The organism is Amycolatopsis sp. YIM 10 (assembly GCF_009429145.1).
In the GTDB taxonomy this organism is placed as follows: Bacteria; Actinomycetota; Actinomycetes; order Mycobacteriales; family Pseudonocardiaceae; genus Amycolatopsis.
Genome location: NZ_CP045480.1, coordinates 6,724,516 through 6,744,628 on the forward strand (window position 1 = coordinate 6,724,516; position 20,113 = coordinate 6,744,628).

Annotated in this window: 11 protein-coding genes; 9 read left to right on the plus strand and 2 right to left on the minus strand. The window is 72.4% G+C overall.

What is annotated here, in order from left to right; genetic code table 11:
• Positions 1-71: 71 nt before the first annotated feature.
• The 6 genes from YIM_RS31745 to YIM_RS31770 are packed head-to-tail and all read left to right on the plus strand — an operon-like array spanning position 72 to position 13,620.
• On the plus strand, positions 72-6,518 hold the full coding sequence (locus YIM_RS31745; RefSeq protein ID WP_153033828.1) for a type I polyketide synthase: 6,447 nt from the start codon (positions 72-74) through the stop codon (positions 6,516-6,518).
• Positions 6,515-10,390 (plus strand): beta-ketoacyl synthase N-terminal-like domain-containing protein, encoded by a 3,876-nt coding sequence (locus tag YIM_RS31750; RefSeq protein ID WP_153033829.1) that lies wholly within the window; start codon positions 6,515-6,517, stop codon positions 10,388-10,390. The genes YIM_RS31745 and YIM_RS31750 overlap by 4 nt, the downstream gene beginning before the upstream one ends.
• Positions 10,387-10,674, plus strand: a complete 288-nt coding sequence (locus YIM_RS31755; protein ID WP_153033830.1) for an acyl carrier protein — start codon at positions 10,387-10,389, stop codon at positions 10,672-10,674. The genes YIM_RS31750 and YIM_RS31755 overlap by 4 nt, the downstream gene beginning before the upstream one ends.
• Positions 10,671-11,450 carry an alpha/beta fold hydrolase gene (locus tag YIM_RS31760; RefSeq protein ID WP_153033831.1) on the plus strand — a complete coding sequence of 260 codons (780 nt, stop codon included), beginning with the start codon at positions 10,671-10,673 and terminating at the stop codon, positions 11,448-11,450. The genes YIM_RS31755 and YIM_RS31760 overlap by 4 nt, the downstream gene beginning before the upstream one ends.
• Positions 11,447-12,577 (plus strand): glycosyltransferase, encoded by a 1,131-nt coding sequence (locus YIM_RS31765; RefSeq protein ID WP_153033832.1) that lies wholly within the window; start codon positions 11,447-11,449, stop codon positions 12,575-12,577. Before YIM_RS31760 ends, YIM_RS31765 begins: the two co-directional genes overlap by 4 nt.
• A complete protein-coding gene (locus YIM_RS31770) occupies positions 12,574-13,620 on the plus strand; it encodes a class I SAM-dependent methyltransferase (RefSeq protein WP_153033833.1) in 1,047 nt (348 codons plus the stop codon). Before YIM_RS31765 ends, YIM_RS31770 begins: the two co-directional genes overlap by 4 nt.
• On the opposite strand, the gene YIM_RS31775 is transcribed toward YIM_RS31770, so the two are convergent.
• Positions 13,590-15,416, minus strand: coding sequence for an AfsR/SARP family transcriptional regulator (locus YIM_RS31775; protein ID WP_153033834.1), 1,827 nt, complete (start codon positions 15,414-15,416; stop codon positions 13,590-13,592). The genes YIM_RS31770 and YIM_RS31775 overlap by 31 nt on opposite strands.
• 338 nt (positions 15,417-15,754) lie before the next feature.
• Positions 15,755-17,257 (minus strand): 30S ribosomal protein S1, encoded by a 1,503-nt coding sequence (rpsA, locus tag YIM_RS31780; protein WP_153033835.1) that lies wholly within the window; start codon positions 17,255-17,257, stop codon positions 15,755-15,757.
• A gap of 270 nt (positions 17,258-17,527) precedes the next feature.
• On the opposite strand from rpsA, the gene YIM_RS31785 reads away from it, so the two are divergent.
• From YIM_RS31785 to YIM_RS31795, 3 genes are read left to right on the plus strand one after another with little or no spacing between them, the layout of a single operon-like run.
• Positions 17,528-18,373: a class I SAM-dependent methyltransferase gene (locus YIM_RS31785; protein WP_153033836.1), complete on the plus strand. Its 846-nt coding sequence runs from the start codon at positions 17,528-17,530 to the stop codon at positions 18,371-18,373.
• Positions 18,370-19,263 (plus strand): GNAT family N-acetyltransferase, encoded by an 894-nt coding sequence (locus tag YIM_RS31790; protein ID WP_194239811.1) that lies wholly within the window; start codon positions 18,370-18,372, stop codon positions 19,261-19,263. The genes YIM_RS31785 and YIM_RS31790 overlap by 4 nt, the downstream gene beginning before the upstream one ends.
• Entirely contained in the window at positions 19,260-20,093 is an 834-nt protein-coding gene (locus YIM_RS31795) for a GNAT family N-acetyltransferase (RefSeq protein ID WP_153033837.1), read from the plus strand. Before YIM_RS31790 ends, YIM_RS31795 begins: the two co-directional genes overlap by 4 nt.
• Positions 20,094-20,113: the final 20 nt, after the last annotated feature.

A 20,113-nucleotide genomic window follows, 5' to 3' on the forward strand; every position in this document is an offset into this window, starting at 1 on the left:
GGCACAGCAGGTCACGCAAAGCAGGTCACCCCCAGGCACTGACGAACACTGAGGAATTTACGGTGAATTCGGTGAATACCCGATCGGCGGCCGGCCTTGTCCTCGCACTGGGCCCCCGCGGCTTTTCCGGCGCCCGGCTCGTGGCCGCGGCCTGCCAGGCGGGTGCGCTCGGCGTACTGGAACTCGGCGAGCGTGGCCGCGAAGAACTCGGCCGCACGGCCGAATGGTCCTCGCGCGAGTTCGGCGTGCGCCCGGTACCGGGCTGCGAGCTGCGACCGGCCGAGCTGCCCGAACGGGCGCGCACCGTGGTCGTCGGCGCGGATTCCCCTTGGGAGATCGGGGAAATCTCCGGTGGTCGCACGGTACTGGCCGAGGTGACCAGTCTCGACGAGGCCGAACGGGCGATCGCCGCTGGTGCGCACGGGCTGATCGCGCGTGGTCATGAATGCGCGGGCCCGGTGGGCGAACTGAGCACGTTCGTGTTGCTGCAACGCCTGGTCGCCGCGACCGGCTTGCCGGTGTGGGCGTGCGGTGGCATCGGCCCGCGGACCGCGGTGGCGGCGATGGTCGGCGGTGCCGCCGGTGTGGTGCTCGATTCCCAGCTCGCCCTGCTCGAGGAAGCCGGGCTGCCCGCCGGAATCGCCGCCGCGCTGACCGGAATGGACGGTTCGGAGACCACCGTCACCGACGGGCGCCGGGTGCTCAACCGCGGCGGGCACACGCTGGAAATCGGGCAGGACGGATTTCTCGCGCGGAAATTCGCCGATCGCTGGGGCACCGTTCGGGCGGCGATTCGCGGTATTCGCGAAGCCGTGAAAAGCGTGAATTCCGAGTTCGGCGCGGAATTGCCCATTGCGCAGGGACCCATGACCCGGGTGAGTGATCGCGCCGGATTCGCCACCTCGGTCGCCGAGGCGGGCGCGCTGCCGTTCGTCGCGCTCGCGTTGTCCGGCCGCGACCAGACCCGCGAGCTGCTGGAGCAGACCAAGGCCGCGATCGGCGACCGGCCGTGGGGCGTCGGCGTGCTCGGTTTCGCTCCGGAGGAAACCCGGTCCGCCCAGCTCGAAGCCGTGCACGAGCTGCGGCCGACGCACGCGATCGTGGCCGGTGGCCGCCCCGCGCAGGCCAGCGCGCTCGAGGCCGCGGGTATCCACACCTACCTGCACGTGCCCTCCCCCGGCCTGCTGGCCCAGTTCCTGCGCTCGGGCGCGAAGCGGTTCGTCTTCGAGGGCTCCGAATGCGGTGGGCACGTGGGCCCGCGCACCAGCTTCCCGCTGTGGGAGGCGCAGCTCGACACGCTGCTCGACTCCGGTGACCTGGACGGCGTGGAGGTCTACTTCGCCGGCGGCATCCACGACGAGCGCTCGGCGGCGATGGTGGCCGCGATGGCCGCGCCGCTGGCCGAGCGCGGCGCGAAGTTCGGCGTGCTGATGGGCACCGCGTACCTGTTCACCGAAGAGGCCGTCGGCCACGGCGCGATCCTGCCCGCCTTCCAGCGCGAGGTGGTCGCGGCGACGGGGACCGCGCTGCTGGAGACCGCACCCGGCCACGCCACCCGCTGCGTGCGCAGCCCGTTCACCGAGGACTTCACCGGCATCCGCGACCGGCTGCGTGCCGACGGTGTGCCGGACAAGCAGGCGTGGGCCGAGCTGGAGCAGCTCAACGTCGGCAGGCTCCGGCTGGCCAGCAAGGGCGTCGAGCGCGTCGGCGGCGAACTGCGGCGAGTCGAGGAGGATCGCCAGCTCGCCGAAGGCATGTTCATGGCCGGTGAGGTCGCCGTGCTCCGGTCGTCGGTGACCACGCTGGCGAAGCTGCACGAGTCGGTCAGCTCGGGAGCCGCCGCGTTCCTGGCCGAAAGCGCGCGACGGCTGCGTGGTGAGGACGCCCCCGCGCCGGTGGCGAAACCGCTGGACGTGGCGATCGTCGGCATGGCGGGCATGTTCCCCGGTGCCGCCGATCTGGCCGAGTTCTGGGCGAACGTGCTGGCAGGCACCGATTCGGTGACCGAGGTACCACCGCACCGGTGGGATCCCGCGGTGCACTACGAGTCCGGGGCCAGCAAGTCCAAGTGGGGCGGTTTCCTGCCGGAGATTCCCTTCGACCCGCTGCGGTACGGCATTCCGCCCGCGTCGCTCGGCAGCATCGAGCCGGTGCAGCTGCTCGCGCTGGAGGCCGCGCGCCGCGCACTGGACGACGCCGCGCTCGGCACGTTCGACCGCACCCGCACCTCGGTGGTCTTCGGTGCCGAAGCGGGCAGTGACCTGTCGAACGCGGCCACCCTCGGCGCGGTTCTTCCGTCCTATGTGGACCAGGTGCCACCGGCGCTGGCCGGTCAGCTGCCGGAGCTGACCGAGGACTCCTTTCCCGGCATGCTGGCGAACGTGATCGCCGGGCGGATCGCGAACCGGCTCGACCTCGGCGGCGCGAACTACACCGTCGACGCCGCGTGCGCCTCCTCGCTCGCCGCGCTCGACGTGGCGTGCAAGGAACTGGTGGCCGGGACCAGCGACGTGGTGCTGTGCGGTGGCGCCGACCTGCACAACGGGATCAACGACTACGTGCTCTTCTCCTCGGTCCACGCGCTGTCGCCGACGGGCCGGTCGCGCACCTTCGACGACTCCGCCGACGGCATCGCGCTCGGCGAGGGCGTGGCCTGCCTCGTCCTCAAGCGACTGTCCGATGCGGAACGTGACGGCGACCGGATCTACGCCGTGGTCAAGGGAGTCGGCAGCGCCAGCGACGGCCGTTCGCTCGGGCTGACCGCACCCCGGCCGGAAGGTCAGCGGGCCGCGCTGGAGCGCGCGTACACGTCGGCCGGGATCTCCCCGGCGGCGGTCGGGCTGCTCGAAGCACACGGCACCGGCACCGTGGTCGGAGACCGCACCGAGCTGGCCACGCTGACCAGTGTGTTCACCGAGGCGGGCGCCGAACCGTCGAGCTGCGCGCTCGGCTCGGTGAAGTCCCAGATCGGGCACACCAAGTGCGCGGCCGGACTGGCCGGGCTGATCAAGGCGGCGCTGGCGCTGCACACCGGGGTCAAGCCGCCGACGCTGCACGTGAGCAAGCCGAACTCGGCGTGGCAGGCCGAAACCAGCCCGTTCGAGTTCCGTGCCACGCCGAGCCCGTGGGCTTCGGCCGAGCGGATCGCCGGGGTCAGCGCGTTCGGCTTCGGCGGCACGAACTTCCACGCCGTGCTGACCGCACACGACGAAGGCCCGCCGCCACGGCACACGCAGGACGCGTGGCCAGCCGAGCTGTTCCTGTTCCGCGACCCCGCCGACGCGGCGAAGCTGCTGGAGCAGGTGCGCACGGGTCACTGGCGGCTGCGCGACCTCGCGCTGGTCGCGGCGCGGCGCTCGGACACGCGCACCGGCCCGATCCGGATCGCCGTGGTGGCGAGCAGCGTCGGCGAACTGGTCTCGCGGTTGAGCGAACCCGTGCCGGAGCAGCCGGTCACCGGGGAGGTGGCCTTCCTGTTCCCCGGCCAGGGCAGCCAGAAGCCCGGCATGCTCGCGGAGTTGTTCGTCAACTTCCCGGAACTGCGCCGGTACCTGAGTCTCGGCGAGCGCTGGCTCGGCGAACTGTTCCCGCCCGCCGATTTCGACCGCGACGCGGCGGCCGCGCGCAAGGCCGCGATCACCGACACGCGGGTCGCGCAGCCGGCGCTCGGCATCGCCGGGCTCGCGGTGGCCGAGTTGCTGGCCCAGGTGGGCGTCCGGCCCGCGATGACCGCCGGGCACAGCTACGGCGAGCTGGTCGCGCTCAGCGTCGCCGGTGCCATCGAGCCCGCGACCCTGCTGGAACTGTCCGCCGCTCGCGCCGAGTCGATCCTGGCCGCGGCCGGGGACGATCCCGGCACGATGGCCGCCGTCTCCGCCGGTGCCGACGCGGTCGGCACCGCGCTCGCCGGACTCGGCGCGGTGGTGACGGCGAACCGGAACTCCCCCGGGCAGACGGTGATTTCCGGTCCCACGGCCGAAGTGGGCAAAGCCATCGAGGTGCTGCGCGAAGCCGGGTTCAGCGCGAAGCGCATCCCGGTCGCCTGTGCCTTCCACAGCCCGGTGGTGGCCGGTGCGACCGACCTCTTCGCCGAAGTACTGGCGAACCACAAAATCGGCACGCCGCGGCTGCCCGTCTGGTCGAATCGCACGGCGGCCGAGTATCCGGCGCACCCGGACGCGATCCGCGCCGAACTGGCCGCGCAGATCGGCGCCCCGGTCCGGTTCGCCGAGCAGATCGAAGCGATGTACGCGGCGGGCGCGCGGGTTTTTGTCGAGGCGGGCCCGGGTTCGGTGCTCACCAACCTGACCGCGGCCGTGCTCGGCGACCGTCCACACCAGACGGTGACCTGCGACGGCGGGCTGCGCGGCTTCCTGGAGGCGCTGGCCCGGCTGGCTTTGGCCGGTGCCGACGTCACCGCGAGCCGCCTGTTCGACGGCCGCGACGCGGTTACCACCCAGCCCGCGAAGCGTCCGGGATGGACGGTCGACGGGCAACTGGTGCGCACCGCCGACGGCAGCATCCCGGCGGGCGCACTGCGGCCCGCGCAGCGAGTCCAGCTAGCCGCCAAGGAGGAAACCGTGTCCGGAGCCGACGCGCTCATCGCCGAGTTCCTGCGCAGCAGCCGCGAAATGGTCGCGGCCCAGCGCGACGTGCTGCTCGGATATCTCGGCACGCAGCAGGGCGTGCCCGCGCTGCCCGCGCCGGTGCTCCCGGCCACCAGCCAGTTGCCCGCCGCCCACCCACAGGCCACCGCCGCGACAGTGCCCGCTGCCGCGGCCCTGGCTCCGGCCGCGGCCGCGGTCCAGGCTCCGGCGGGCGAGGTCGACGTGATGCGGGCCGTCGTGGAGATCATCGGCGAGCGCACCGGCTACCCGGCCGACATGATCGAGCCGGACCTGGACCTCGAAGCCGATCTGAGCGTGGACTCGATCAAGCGTGCCGAGATCGCCGGTGAGCTGGCCGTCCGCCTCGGCCTGTCCTCCGGTTCCGACGAGGAACTGGAGGAGCTGTCGAAGGCACGCACGGCGGCGTCGATCGCCGAACTGCTCACGGCCAAGCTCTCGGGCGGCGCCTCGGCCGCGGCACCGGCGCCCGAGCCCGAACAGGGCGGCATCGCGCCCAAGCGGTTCGAACTCGTACCCGCCGCGTTGACCGGCACCCCGGCTGCCCCGGAAGGGCTGGCGGGCCGGTCCTTCCGCATCCTCGGCGGCGGTGCCCACGCCGACCGCTTGAGCGCGCTGCTCACCGAGCACGGCGCCCAGCCTGGGGAATCCACTGTGGACACCGTTGTCCACCTCGACGGGTTCACCGGCACGGATCCCCTGTTCCCCGAGGCGTTCGGCGCCTTCCGCGAAGCGCTGGCCGGGAAGCCGGGCACCGTTGTGGCCGGTGTCCCCGCCGGGTTGGTCGAACGCACCGACGGCCTGCGCGGCTTCTTCCGCACCCTGGCCCGCGAGTACCCGGAGAGCACGGTCCGGCTGGTCGAGATCGACGGCGAAGACCCGGCCGACGCCACCCTCGATGAACTGCTGACCGGCGAGGGCGCCCCGGTGGTGATGCGTTCGGCGACGGCAAGGCAGTCGCTGGAGCTGGTGGAAACCCCGCTGGGACTGCTCGGCTCCACCGGCGCCGGGCCCGCCGGGGACGGCGCCGCCGAAGCCGCGGCGCTCGGCCTGGACTCGGATTCGGTGGTGCTGCTGGTCGGCGGCGGCCGGGGCATCACCGCGCACTTCGCCGAAACCCTGGCGGCGGCGAGCCGCTGCCGGATCGAACTGGTCGGGCGGACCACGCTGCCCACCGGTCCGGAGGATCCGGCGACCGCGAGCGCGGTCACGCTCGCCGAACTGCGGAGCGCGCTCGCCGCGCCCGGCCGTACTCCGGCCGAAGTGGACCGGGAGGCGAACCGGCTGCTCGCCCAGCGCGAAGTCGCCGCCACCCTGGCGAAGCTGGCCGAGCTGGGCAGCCAGGCCCGCTACCACGCGCTCGACGTCCGCGACGCCGAAGCCGTGCACCGGCTGGTCAAGGAGGTCCACACCGAGCACGGCAGGCTCGACGGACTGGTCTACGCGGCAGGCGTGATCGAGGACAAACTGCTGGCGGAGAAGGACCCGGAGTCCTTCCGCCGGGTGTTCGACACCAAAGTGGACGGTGCGAGGGCACTGCTGGCGGCCGGGGCGGAACTGCCGGTGGCACCACGGTTCGCGGTGCTGTTCGGCAGCATCGCCGCGGTGCTCGGCAATCGCGGGCAGTGCGACTACGCGGCGGCGAACGACGCGCTCGAAGCCATCGGCCGCCGCTGGTCCACCGCCGAGCGGCGGGCGCTGACCGTCCACTGGGGACCGTGGGCACCCGGCGGCACGCACGGCGGCATGGTCTCCCCCGAGCTGATGCGCTCCTACCAGCGGCGCGGGATCGGCCTGATCGACCAGGAGGAGGGCGCGCTCGCCCTGCTGCGCGAACTGGCCTGGGGCGAGGATTCGGCGCGGTCCGTGGTCTACAGCGCGTCCGAGTGGTGAGCCAGGTGACGCCGGTGGCCATCGTCGGCATGTCGGTCCTGCTGCCCGGCGCCCCCGACCTGGCCACCTACTGGCGCAACATCATCGGCGGTGTCGACGCGATCAGCGACGTGCCCGACGGGCGCTGGGAAGCCGACGACTCCGGCAACGAGGTCTACTGCCGTCGCGGTGGTTTCGTCTCCGGTGCCGAGATCGACGTGACCAAGTTCGGGATCATGCCGAATTCGGTGCCCGGTACCGAACCCGACCAGCTGATCGCGCTCCGGGTGGCCGCCGATGCGCTCGCCGACGCGGGCGGCCGCCTGCCGGACCGGCAGCGCGCCGGGGTGATCCTCGGCCGCGGTGGTTACCTCACGCCCGGCCTGGTCCGGCTCGACCAGCGCGTGCGCACCGCCCGTCAGCTCACCCGCACGCTCGGCGAACTGCTCCCGGAACTCGGTGCCGACCAACTGGCCCGGGTGCGCTCGGCCTTCACCGACGCGCTCGGCCCGCACTCCCCCGAATCGGCGATCGGCCTGGTGCCGAACCTGGCCGCGTCCCGGGTGGCGAACCGGCTCGACCTGCGGGGACCGGCGTACACAGTGGACGCCGCGTGCGCCTCCTCGCTGATCGCGGTGGACCACGCGGTGCGCGAACTGGCGAGCGGCCGGTGCGACCTGATGCTCGCCGGCGGTGTGCACCACTGCCACGACATCACCCTGTGGAGCGTGTTCTCCCAGCTCAAAGCGCTCTCGCCGAGTGAGCGGATCCGGCCGTTCCACCGCGACGCCGACGGCATCCTGATCGGTGAGGGCACCGGGGTGGTGGTGCTCAAGCGGCTCGCCGACGCCGAGCGCGACGGCGACCGGATCTACGCGGTGATCCGCGGCAGCGGGGTGGCCAGCGACGGCCGCACCGCCAGCCTGGTCAACCCGGACTCCGGTGGTCAAGTCACCGCGGTGCGCGAGGCCTGGCGCGCCGCCGGCCTCGACCCGGCGTCGATCGGCCTGCTGGAGGCACACGGCACCGCCACCCCGGCCGGGGACGGCGCCGAACTGGCCACGCTGGCCGAGGTGTTCGGCCCGGCCGACGGGCCGCGCGCGGTGCTCGGCTCGGTGAAGTCGATGATCGGGCACACCATGCCGGCCGCCGGGGTGGCCGGGCTGGTCAAGGCGGCGCTCGCGGTCTACCACGGCGTGCTGCCGCCGACCCTGCACTGCGACGACCCGCACCCCGGCCTGGCGGACACCCGCTTCCGGACCACCGGCAGCCCCGAAGAGTGGGCAGGGCACCGCCTCGCGGGCGTGAACGCGTTCGGGTTCGGCGGGATCAACGCCCACGTCGTGCTCGAACAGGCGGGCAAGGCACAGCCGGTGGTGGAAGTCCGCGAGCCGGAACGCACCCTGCGCCTTGCCGCGTCCACTGTGGACGAACTTGCTCGCGCGCTGGAGGGCGAGCCGGAGCCGGTGACCGGCGGCACCGGCCCGGTCCGCCTGGCCATCGCCGATCCGACGCCGAAACGCCTTGCCGCCGCGCGGAAGGCCGTCGCCAAGGGCAAGCCGTGGCGCGGGCGCAACGACATCTGGTTCAGCCCGGAGCCGCTGCTGTCCGGCGGCGGCAAGATCGCGTTTGTCTTCCCCGGCCTGGAAGCCGAGTTCGAACCCCGCGCCGAGGACGTGGCCGCGCACTTCGGCCTGCCTTGGTCGGCGCCGGACGCCTCGGTGCTCGGCGGGCACGGCGCCGGGGTCTTCCAGCTGGGCAGGCTGCTCGACGCCGCGTTGCGCCGGATGAACGTGATCCCGGACGCGGTCGCCGGGCACAGCGTCGGCGAATGGACCGCGATGGCCTGCGGTGGCATCTACGACCAGTCCGCGGTGGACGAGTTCCTGGGTTCCTTCGACCCCGGCGAGCTGCGCGTGCCCGGGCTGGCCTTCGCGGTCATCGGCACCTCGGCCGACGAGGTCGCGCGGGCACTGCCGCCGGAAGTGGTGCTGTCCCACGACAACGCCCCGAAGCAGGCGATGGTCTGCGGTCCGGCCGGGCCGGTGGACGAGCTGGTGCGGACCATGCGCGCGGCCGGGGTGATCAGCCAGGTGCTGCCGTTCCAGTCGGGCTTCCACACGCCGATGCTCCAGCCGTACCTGGCCCCGATCCGCGCCGCCGCCGACCGGTTCGAGCTGCACCCGCCCGAGGTCCCGGTCTGGTCGGCGACCACCGCCGCGGAGTTCCCGGCCGCCGAGGACGAGGTGCGCGAGCTGTTCGTGCGGCACCTGCTCGAACCGGTGCGGTTCCGGCCGATGATCGAGGCCATGCACGCGGCCGGGTTCCGGGCGTTCGTCCAGCTGGGTGCCGGGCAGGTGGGCTCGCTGATCGGCGACACGCTGGCCGGCTCGCCGCACCTGGTGATCCCGGCGAACTCGGCCAAGCGGACCGGGCTCGCGCAACTGCGCCGGGTGGCGCTGGCGCTGTGGGCCGAGGGCGGTCAGCCGGACCTGCTGGAATCACCGCGGCGCAAGGGCGTCCCGATCGATCTGGACACCCCACCGGTGCGCCTCGGCGACACGGTCCGGCTCGACCTGGGCCGACCGTCCGAATTGGACAGCTTGGCCAACGCCTCCCCCATCGCCGCCGAACTTTCCGCGCTGATGCGGGAAACCGCGAACACCGCGGCGGAACTGCTGGCCGCGCGCAAGCCGCCCAGCCTGCGTGTCTCGGTGGACGAAATGCCGTACCTGGCCGACCACTGCTTCTTCCGTCAGCGCGCGGACTGGCCGGACCTGGAGGACCGCTGGCCGATCGTGCCCGCGACCACGGTCATCGGGCACCTGATCGAGTTCGCCGAGCGGGCGGTGCCGGGCACCAGGGCGATCGGCGTGCACGACGTCCGCCTCTCGCGCTGGCTCGCCGCCATCCCGGCCACGGAGATCCCGGTGGAGATCAAGGTGACCGCTCCCGGCCGGGTCGCGGTGGAGCTGACCGGGTACGCCCGCGCCGAGATCGAACTGGCCACCGGCTATCCCGCGCCACCCGCGCTGTGGCGGCCGGGCGCCGAACGCGTGCCGGAGATGACCGCGGCCCAGCTGTACGACGAGAACTGGATGTTCCACGGCCCGCGCTATCAGGGGGTTTCGGAGCTGACCGCGATCGGGCCACAGCACGTGCGCGGGGTGCTGACCACCCCACCGGCGCCGGGCGCGCTGCTGGACAACGTGGGCCAGCTGCTCGGGTACTGGATCATCGCGCACCACCCGGAACGGGACGTGGTCTTCCCGGTGCACATGCGGAACATCCGGTTCTTCGGCCCGCATCCGGCCGTCGGCGAGCGCCTGGACTGCTTCATCCGGATCACCGGCCTGACCGAGTCCACATTGGACGCCGACGTGCAGCTTTCCGCGGGTGGCAGGCTGTGGGCCGAGATCACCGGCTGGCGCGACCGCCGGTTCGACAGCACGCCGCACACCCGCTCGGCCGACCGCTTTCCCAGTCGCAACACGCTTTCCGTGCCCGACGGGGGTGGCTGGGTGGTGCTGCGCGAGCAGTGGCCCGACCTGGCCTCGCGCGAGCTGATCATGCGCAACCACCTCGGCCGGGCCGAACGCGCGGACTACGACCGGGTGCCGCCGAGGGAGAAGCGGCAGTGGCTGCTGCGGCGGATCGCGATCAAGGACGCGGTGCGGTGGTGGCTGTGGAACCGCGGCGAGGGCGAACTGTTCCCCGCCGAAATCCAGGTCACCGGTGAGAACACGATCAGCGGGGCGCACGGTCGTGTGCTGCCGCCGCTGACCGTCGGCGCGGCCTGCCACGGCACCACCGCGGTGGCCATGGTCGACCCGGGCGGCACCGCGCTGGACCGGATCGCCGCGATGGCGGCGGAGGAAGGAGCTGGGGTATGAGCACCGAGCGGATCCTGGCCGAGATCACCGAGATGATCGAGGTGGTGCTGGCCGACTACGGCACCGGCGACGTGGAGATCGGCATGGACACCCTGTTCACCGACGATCTCGAGATGGAGAGCATCGATCTGGTGGCGCTGGCCGGGCAGTTGCAGGAGCGCTACGGCGAGCAGGTCAACTTCGCCGAGTTCATCGCCGGGCTGGAGCTGGACGAGATCATCGGGCTGACCGTCGGCGCGCTGGTGGAGCACGTGGAAGGCGCGCTCGTGGGGGCGGTCCGGTGAAGCTGACCGCCAACGGCATCGGCGTGCACGTCCAGCGCCTCGGCGCCGGTTCCCCGGTGGTGTTCCTGCACGGGCTCGGCACGGACAGCCTGGCCAGTTACTACTTCACCCTCGGCCCGGCGTTCGCCGCGGCCGGGCACGACGTGGTGATGTACGACCTGCGCGGGCACGGCCGCAGCGAGCGGCCGCCCGCCGGGTACCGGCTGGAGACCTTCGTCGACGATCTCACCGCGCTGCTCGGTGAGCTGGGCGTGACCGAGCGGGTGCACCTGGTCGGCAACTCCTTCGGTGGCACCATCGCCTTCGGCTTCGCGGCGCGCCTGCCGCACAGGGTGGCTTCGGTGACGATGATCGAGTCGGAGCCCGCGACCGCCGACTGGGCGGCGAAGATGGCGGCGAACCTCGGCCGGGCGCGCGAGCAGCTGGCCGACGAAGCCGCCTTCGAATGGATCACCGCGAACCACGGCGCGCACACCAGCAGGCTGGCGCGCTCGGCCGGGAAGGTGCTGCGCTCCAGCACGCTCGCCGACGACATCCCGGCCAGTGCGGTGCTCACCACCGGCGAGATCGCCGCGGTGACCGCGCCGGTGCTGGCCATCTACGGCGCCGAATCGGATCTGGCCGCGCAGGCGCCGGTGCTGGAGGGCCTGCTGCCGGTGTGCCGGACCGTGGTGGTGCCGGGCCAGCGGCATTCGGTGCTGGTCGAGCGGACCGAGCTGACCAGGGAGCTGGTGCTCGGCTGGGTGCGCGAGCACACGCTGGTGGAGACCGGATGAGCCGGTTCCTGCTGGTGGTGCCCCCGCTGGTCGGCCACGTCAACCCGGTCGTCGGGGTGGCCGCCGAGCTGGCCAGGCGCGGGCACGAGGTGGCGTGGGCCGGGCACGGCGAGCTGATCACCCGCCTGGCCGGGGCGGCCCGCGTCTACGACTGCGCCCTGCCGCCCGCCACCGCGCGCCCACCCGACCTGCGGGGTGCGGCGGCGCTGAAGTTCCTGTGGGAAGAGGGTTTCCTGCCACTGGCCACGGCCATGGCACCGGCGGTGGAAGCGGCGATCGCGGACTTCCGGCCGGACGCGCTGCTGGTCGACCAGCAGGCGGTGGCCGGCGGGCTGATCGCCGACCGGCTCGGCCTGCCGTGGCTGACCTCGGCCACCACCTCCGCCGAGCTGACCGATCCGCTCGCCTCGATGCCGAAGGTGCGCGACTGGGTGCTCGACCGGCTGGCCGGGCTGCGTGCTTCGATCGGCGACCCGGCGGGCACCGCCGATCCCCGCTTCTCCCCGCACGGCGTGCTCGCCTTCACCACCGCCGAACTGGCCGGGGAGATGCGCGGGGTGCACTTCGTCGGGCCGTCCATCACCGACCGGGAGTCCGAAAAGGACTTCCCGTGGGACTGGCTCGACCACCGGCCCACCGTGCTGGTCACCCTCGGCACGGCCAACGCCGACGCCGGCGCCCGGTTCCTCGCCGAATGCGCGGCCACCGGGGTGCGGGCGGTGGTCGCCGACCCGGCCGGCGTGCTGCCCTCCTCCGACACCGTGCTGTCGCGGCCGCACGTGCCGCAGCTCGAACTGCTGCCGAAGATGGACGCGGTCGTCTGCCACGGCGGGCACAACACCGTCTGCGAATCGCTCTGGCACGACCTGCCGCTGGTGGTCGCGCCGATCCGCGACGACCAGCCGGTGATCGCCGAGCAGGTGGCCGAGGCGGGCGCGGGCGTCCGGGTCCGGTTCACCAAGGCGACCGCGGACCACCTGCGGGTCGCGATCAGCACCGTGCTCGACCCCGGCAGCGGCATGCGCGCCAACGCGGCGCGGATCGGCCGGTCCTTCCGCGCGGCCGGTGGCGCCGCCGCGGCTGCCGGGCACCTGGAAGCCCTGACCACGGCGGGAGTGCGCGCATGACCGAGATCGACCGGCTCCGGCCGGCTTACCAGGCCGACCTGGCCGACGGGCTCGACCGGTTCTTCGAACCACGGGCTTCGACCTGCCCGTGGTGCTCGTCCGAGCGGCTGTCCGTTCGCCTGCGCACCAGGGACTTCCTCCAGCACAAGCCGGGCCGGTTCACCCTCGACCAGTGCAAGGACTGCGCGCACATCTTCCAGAACCCGCGGCTGAACCCGGCCGGACTGGAGTTCTACTACCGCGACTTCTACGACGGCCTCGGCGAGAAGCAGCTCGCCGGTCAGTTCGAAGGCCGCGGCAAGACCTATCTCGGCCGGGCGGAAGCGGTGTCCGGAGCCGTGACCAGGCCGTCGAACTGGCTCGACGTGGGCACCGGGCACGGCCACTTCTGCGAATCCGCGCGCGAGGTGTTCCCGGAAACCCGGTTCGACGGGCTCGACCTGTCCGAAGGCGTGAAGCTGGCGGAGGAGCACGGCCGCGTTTCCGCCGGGTACCGCGGGCTCTTCGTCGAACTGGCCGACGAGCTGGCGGACCGCTACGACGTCGTCAGCATGTACCACTACCTGGAGCACAGCACCGCGCCGCAGGCCGAACTCGACGCCGCGCACCGCGTGCTGCGCGCCGGTGGTCACCTGGTGATCGAGGTGCCCGATCCGGAGAGCCGCTACGCCCGGCTGCTCGGCCGCCGCTGGCTGCCGTGGCTGCAACCGCAGCACCTGCACTTCGTGCCGCCGGCGAACCTGCGGCAGCGCCTCGAAGCGCGGGGCTTCACCGTGGTGCTCGAACAGCGGGCCGAGGCACACGACCCGATCGATCTGGTGGCCGCGGCCTGGCTCACCCTCGACGACCTCGCCCCGCGCGAGGACGCACCGTGGCACCCGCGCTCGCCCGGCCGGTTCCGCCGGATCGCGCGCGGTGGCGTGCTGCTGGCCGGGGCGCTCGGGGTGGTGCTGGCCGCCGTCGCCGACCGGCTGGTGCGGCCGTTCGCCGGGCGCGCGCGGCTGTCCAACGCCTACCGGATGGTGGCGCGCAAGGATTCCTGATGGCGTTCACCGATGGCCAGCGCCGCCAGCCGGACCAGCGGGTGCATGCGGTAGGTGAAGTATCCGGTGCCCGGTTGCGGGCGGTTCTCCTCGACGTCGACCAGTTGCAGCTCGACCAGCTGCTCCAGCCGGGATTCCGCGGCCCGCTCCCCGATCAGGCAGGCGCGGGCGAACTCCGGCACCGACACCGCGGTACCGAAGAGCCCGGCGAACCGCTGGAAGGCGTCGGCCTGGTCGCCGTCGAGCAGCGACGAGGTCCGTTCCACGCTGGCCAGCAGGTCCAGCCTGCCCGCGCTCAGCTCGCCGAGGCGGTCGCCCGGCGCGCGCAGCCGGTGCACCACACGTGAGATCGACCAGTGCGGCCGCAGCGCGAGCCGGGTCGCCGCGCCGATCAGCGCCGCGGGCAGGCCGCCGCACAGCTCGGCCAGCTCGACCGCGGCGTCCGGCTCCCGCTCCACCTGGGCGCCGATCATCGCTTCGAGCAGCCGCAGCGAGTCCGTTGCCGACAGCGGGCGCAGCGTCACCGGCAGGCCGTTCGGGCCGGCGATCCGGCGACGGCACCCGGCGAGCACCGCACTGCCCTCACCGCCGGGCAGCAGCAGGGCCAGCTGCTCGGCGGCGGTCACGTTGTCCAGCACCACCAGCATCCGGCGGCGGGCGGTCCAGCTGCGGAACAGGTCCGCCCGCTCCTGCTCGCTGGCGGGCAGCCAGCAGTCCGGGCCGCGGATGGCACGCAGGAACCCGGCCAGCACCTCGCCCGGTGACTCGTGGGCCAGCAGGTCCGCGTACACCTGACCGTCCGGAAAGGACTCGCGGACCTGGTTCGCCACGTGCGCGCAGAGGGTGGACGTGCCCACCCCCGGCCCACCGGCCACGGTCACCACGGCCAGCTTCGAGACCTCCCGCAGCTCACCGGAGATCCGCTCGGCCTCGGTGTCGCGGCCGATCACCTCGGCCGGGTCGGGCAGCAGCTGCGCGGGCGGGTGCCACCACGACTTGGCCCGCCGGATGCTGGTCGTGCCGGCTGGCTGGTCCTGGTTGACCTCACCGTCGAGCAGGTCCTGGTGCAGGCGGCGGGTGGAGGCGCTCGGCTCCAGGCCGAGCTGGTCGATCAGGTCGGTGCGCAGCCGCTGGAACACGCTCAGCGCCTCCGACCGCATGCCGGAGCGGTGCAGCGCCAGCATCAGCTTGGCGTGCAGGCCCTCGTGCGTCGGGTACTCCTGGACCAGCTCACGCAGCTCGCCGATCAGGTCGAGGTGGCGGCCGAGCACCAGGTCGACCTCGATGCGCTGCTCCAGCACGGCCGCGCGTTCCTGGCGCAGCCTGGCCACGTGCGGCGCGAGCACCTCGCCGGGATCGAGGTCGCACAGCGGGCCGCCACGCCATTCCTCCAGCGCGCCGCGGAAGGCGGACGAGGCTTCTTCCAGGCGCCCGGCGTCGAGTTCGGCGCGGCCGGACCGGGCCAGCTCGGCGAAGCGCGCGATGTCGAGGGTGTGCTCGGGCAGGTTCAGCGCGTAACCGACGCGGGGCCGGTGCACCACGGTCCCGCTCGCCGACCGCGGTTCGCCCGCCAGCATGCGGCGGATGTTCGAGACGTAGACCTGGAGCGTGGTGCTGGCCTTCGGGGGCGGGCTGTCGCCCCACAGCTCGGTGCGCAACTGCTCGGTGCGGACCACCTTGTTCCAGTTGACCGCCAGCAGGGCGAGCAGCTGGCGCACCTTCGGCTGCGATGGCGTGACCAGCAGGCCATCACGCACGACCTCGAGTTCGCCGAGGACCCGCACGCCGACAGTCATTCACCCACCCCGAATCAGCGGTCCGAAGATCCGACAACCCGCGAGCACCGGCGGTGCGGGTGACGACAGGCGGCTCATTCCGGCTGCCACCCCTGAGTATTACGCCGGATCGGGGCGGCGTCCATCAAAATCACCACGGAACGCACACTAGTGAATACTTCGGGACACGCAAATTTCCCACTATCAGGGAGTCCATCACTCGTAGGTACCCACCGCCGATCAGCTGCGGGCAACTACCTCACCCGGGTGAGCCACCGGCAGAAGGGACCCGGGAACGGGAAAACCCCGGGACCCATGAATCGGGTCCCGGGGTTTTCCGGTCAAGCGCTAAGCCTGGCTCACGCGCCGCCGGAGAGCTTCTCGCGGAGCGCCGCGAGCTGCTCGTCGGAAGCGAGGGTGCCACCGGTGCTCTTCGAGCCGGAGTCGGCCGGAGCGGAGGTGTAGCTCTGCTCCCCGCCCGAGGGGTCGACACCGGTCGCCGCGTTGGCGGCGGCTTCGGCGTCCTGCTCGGCGGCCTTGGCGATCTGCTTCATGTGCGCCTCGTAGCGGGTGTGCGCCTCGGCGTACTGGCGCTCCCACTCCTCACGCTGCTTGTCGAAGCCTTCCTGCCACTCCTGGGTGTCCGGGTCGAAGCCCTCGGGGTAGATGTAGTTCCCCTGCTCGTCGTACTCGGCGGCCATGCCGTACTGCGTCGGGTCGAACTCGGACTCGGTGGTGAAGCCCTCGTTGGCCTGCTTCAGCGACAGCGAGATGCGGCGGCGCTCCAGGTCGATGTCGATGACCTTGACCATCACGTCGCCGTTGACCTGCACGACCTGCTCCGGGATCTCCACGTGGCGCTCGGCCAGCTCGGAGATGTGCACCAGGCCCTCGATGCCCTCCTCGACGCGCACGAACGCACCGAACGGGACGAGCTTGGTGACCTTGCCCGGCACGATCTGGCCGATCGCGTGGGTGCGGGCGAACTGGCGCCACGGGTCTTCCTGGGTCGCCTTCAGCGACAGGGACACGCGCTCACGGTCCATGTCCACGTCGAGCACCTCGACGGTGACCTCCTGGCCGACCTCGACCACCTCGGACGGGTGGTCGATGTGCTTCCAGGACAGCTCGGAGACGTGCACCAGGCCGTCGACGCCACCCAGGTCCACGAAGGCACCGAAGTTGACGATGGAGGACACGACGCCCTTGCGGACCTGGCCCTTGGCGAGCGCGTTGAGGAACTCGCTGCGCACCTCGGACTGGGTCTGCTCCAGGTAGGCGCGGCGGGACAGGACCACGTTGTTGCGGTTCTTGTCCAGCTCGATGATCTTCGCCTCGAGCTCGCGGCCGACGTAGGGCTGGAGGTCGCGCACGCGGCGCATCTCGACCAGCGACGCGGGCAGGAAGCCGCGCAGGCCGATGTCCAGGATCAGGCCGCCCTTGACCACCTCGATGACGGTGCCCTTGACCGGCTCGTCCTTCTCCTTGAGCTCCTCGATGGTGCCCCAGGCGCGCTCGTACTGCGCGCGCTTCTTGGAGAGGATCAGGCGGCCTTCCTTGTCCTCCTTCTGGAGAACCAGGGCTTCGACCTCGTCGCCGACGGTGACCACCTCGGCCGGGTCGACATCGTGCTTGATGGACAGCTCACGCGAGGGGATGACGCCCTCGGTCTTGTACCCGATGTCGAGCAGCACTTCGTCACGATCGACCTTGACGATGGTGCCTTCGACGATGTCGCCATCGTTGAAGTACTTGATCGTCTTGTCGATCGCGGCGAGGAAATCTTCCTCCGACCCGATGTCGTTGATGGCGACTTGCTGCGGGGTGGACGCAGTCGGGGCGGTGGCGGTGTCGATGGTCATTAGGCGGGTTGCTCCGGTAACGGCTTGGGGATAGTAGGTTTGCGTTTGCGCGCGCACCGGGCTACCGGACGAACGATTCTGCTGCGTTCCCGAAGAAATCGGCCACGTGCATCACCGACGGCGGTGCGCGACCCGGACCCCAGCACGAAGCCGGAGGGAGAGGTAGCGCGAACCCACTGCGCTAGTGAGTATCCTACGCGGCCCACTGGGCAGGGCACAAACAGGGTCCACACCCGTCGTCCGCTATGGCACCTGCGGGAGGATGATCCGGTGAACTCCCCACCCGCTGATCGTCACGACCGCGCCGAAGCACGCCTCGGCACCGCCGCCGTCGCCTACCGCGAAGTGGGCTCCTCGGAGGCCGCCGCGGCGAATCTTGCCTGGTGGGACGCCGATGCCGACGACTACCACGCCACCCACGGCGAGTTCCTCGGCGAAGCCGACTTCCTCTGGTGCCCCGAGGGCCTGCGCGAAGCCGACCTCGGCCTGCTCGGCCCGGTCGCGGGCCGCCGGGTGCTGGAGGTCGGCTGCGGCTCGGCGCCGTGCGCGCGCTGGCTGGCCGCGCAGGGCGCGCACCCGGTCGCCATCGACCTGTCCGCGGGCATGCTGCGCTACGCGCTCGAAGCCGCCGGGCGCACCGGCATCCACGTCCCGCTGGTCCAGGCCAACGCCGAGTACCTGCCGCTGGCCGACGCCAGCTTCGACGCGGCCTGCTCGGCCTTCGGCGCGGTGCCGTTCGTGCCCTCGGTGGACGCGGTGTTCGCCGAGGTGCACCGGGTGCTGCGGCCGGGCGCGCCGTGGGTCTTCGCGGTCACCCACCCGATGCGCTGGATCTTCCCGGACGACCCCGGCCCCGCCGGGCTGACCGCCACCCAGCCCTACTTCGACCGCACCCCGTACGTCGAAGTGGACGGTGCGGGCAAGGCGACCTATGTGGAGTACCACCGCACGCTCGGCGACTACGTCCGCGCCCTGGCCGGTGCCGGGCTGGAGCTGCTCGACCTGATCGAGCCGGAGTGGCCGGAGGGGCACACCCGCGTCTGGGGCCAGTGGAGCCCGTTGCGCGGCAAGCTCTTCCCCGGCACCGCGATCTTCCGGACGCGGAAGCCCGGTTGAGCTTCGCCGGGCTGGACCCGCTCCTGCCGGAGCCCGGTGCCCCGGCGGGTGAGCGAGTCCACGCCCGCGTCCGCGACGGCCGCCAGGTCAGCGCGGTGCTCTACCGGAGCAAGCTCCCGGCCGGTGCCGTGGAGCGGCTGTTCTCCCCCGCCCGGACCTGGGAGGTGACGCCGCTGCTCGACGCCGGTGACACGGCGGGCCTGCGCGCGCTGCTGCCCAGGGTGCGGGTGCGCCTGCTGGCCGAGCGGCCCGGCGCCGATTCCGCGTGCGTGCTGGCGTGGCCGAGCCTGGACGCGCCGGTGGCCGGGGTGCTGCCGCGGTACGGCTTCCTGCCGAGGACCGCGATCGGCGTGCGCGTACCCAGCAACCCGGCCACCCCGGCGGAGAGCCCATCCGGCCTGGTCGTGCGCCCGGCGAAGGAAGCCGATCTCGAGGAGTTGCTCGCGCTGGAGGTCGCCGAGCTGCGCTACGCCGCACTGGTCGGCACCGCGCGCCCGCTGGACAACGCCACCACCCTGCTCGAACCGGGGCTGCGGCGGCTGCTGGCCGAGGGGCACGTCTGGATCGCCGAGGCGGACGGGCTGGCCGTCGGCATGGCGAGCACGCGCTGCCTGCTCCCCGAGGCCGGCGGGCCACTGGCGAACCGGCTGCCCGGCGGGCGCTGGGGTTACGTCTCCACGCTGTCGGTGGCCGAGGACGCCCGCGGCGGCGGGGTGGGGCGGGCGCTGATGGCGGTGGCGCACCGCGCGCTGGCGGAGTCCGGGGTGCGCGGCACCTTCCTCTTCTACAACCCGTGCAACCCGCTCTCCTCGGTGTTCTGGCACCGCCAGGGTTATCGTCCACTGTGGACCATCTGGGACGTGACCCCGGCGGGGGAGATGAGGGCATGACCGAACTGCACGCGGTGACCGCCGGCGGCGAGCGCGTGTCCGCCGTGCTGCGCCGGGAACGGTACGAGCCCGGGGCGGTGGAACTGCTGTGGTCGGCCGCGCGGGTGTGGCGGCTGTTCCCGGAGATCGGCACGACCGGCACGGCGGGCATGGACGCGCTGCTCCGGGCGTGGCGGGCCGAACTGGACGCCGAATCGCCCGGTGAGGACTCGGCGTGCGTGGTGACCTGGCCGAGCCACGACGCCGAAGCGATCCGCGCCTTCCTCGACCACGGGCTGGCCCCGGTGACGGCGCTGGCCACGCGCACCGAGCCGCCGGAGGTCGTCGAGCGTCCCGGCGTGACGGTCCGGCAGGCGAGGCCGGACGACTTCGCCGCCGTGCTGGACCTGGCGCTGGAGATCTTCGACTACTCCTCGCTGGTCGCCCTGCCACGCCGGGAGCACACCGAGGACCTGCTCGCGCCGCGGCTGCGGACGAAACTGGAGCAGGACACCGGCACGGTCTGGGTGGCCGAGATCGGCGGCATCGTGGCCGGGCTCGCCGACTGCTCCTGGGTGGACGTGACCGGGGAGGCCGGTGCCGCCGAACTGCTGCCGCCGGGCAGCTGGGGCTATCTGAACAACGTGGGGACCGCGCGCGAAGTGCGCGGGCGCGGGATCGGGCGGACACTGGCGGCCGCGGCACACGCGTACTTCCACGAGCGCGGGGCGGCGGGCACCTACCTCTACTACAACCCGCCCAATCCGCTGTCCTCGGTGTTCTGGCACCGACGGGGTTATCGTCCACTTTGGACGATCTGGGAGGTTCGCCCGGCCTCGCTGTTGCGGTAGTCACTCAACCGGGGTGTTCT

Excerpts from the sequence above, each read along its gene's own strand:
- YIM_RS31755 (WP_153033830.1), top strand. The coding sequence starts at position 10,387 with ATGAGCACCGAGCGGATCCTGGCCGAGATCACCGAGATGATCGAGGTG.
- YIM_RS31765 (WP_153033832.1), top strand. The coding sequence starts at position 11,447 with ATGAGCCGGTTCCTGCTGGTGGTGCCCCCGCTGGTCGGCCACGTCAAC.
- YIM_RS31770 (WP_153033833.1), top strand. The coding sequence starts at position 12,574 with ATGACCGAGATCGACCGGCTCCGGCCGGCTTACCAGGCCGACCTGGCC.
- YIM_RS31775 (WP_153033834.1), bottom strand. The coding sequence starts at position 15,416 with ATGACTGTCGGCGTGCGGGTCCTCGGCGAACTCGAGGTCGTGCGTGAT.
- rpsA (WP_153033835.1), bottom strand. The coding sequence starts at position 17,257 with ATGACCATCGACACCGCCACCGCCCCGACTGCGTCCACCCCGCAGCAA.
- YIM_RS31795 (WP_153033837.1), top strand. The coding sequence starts at position 19,260 with ATGACCGAACTGCACGCGGTGACCGCCGGCGGCGAGCGCGTGTCCGCC.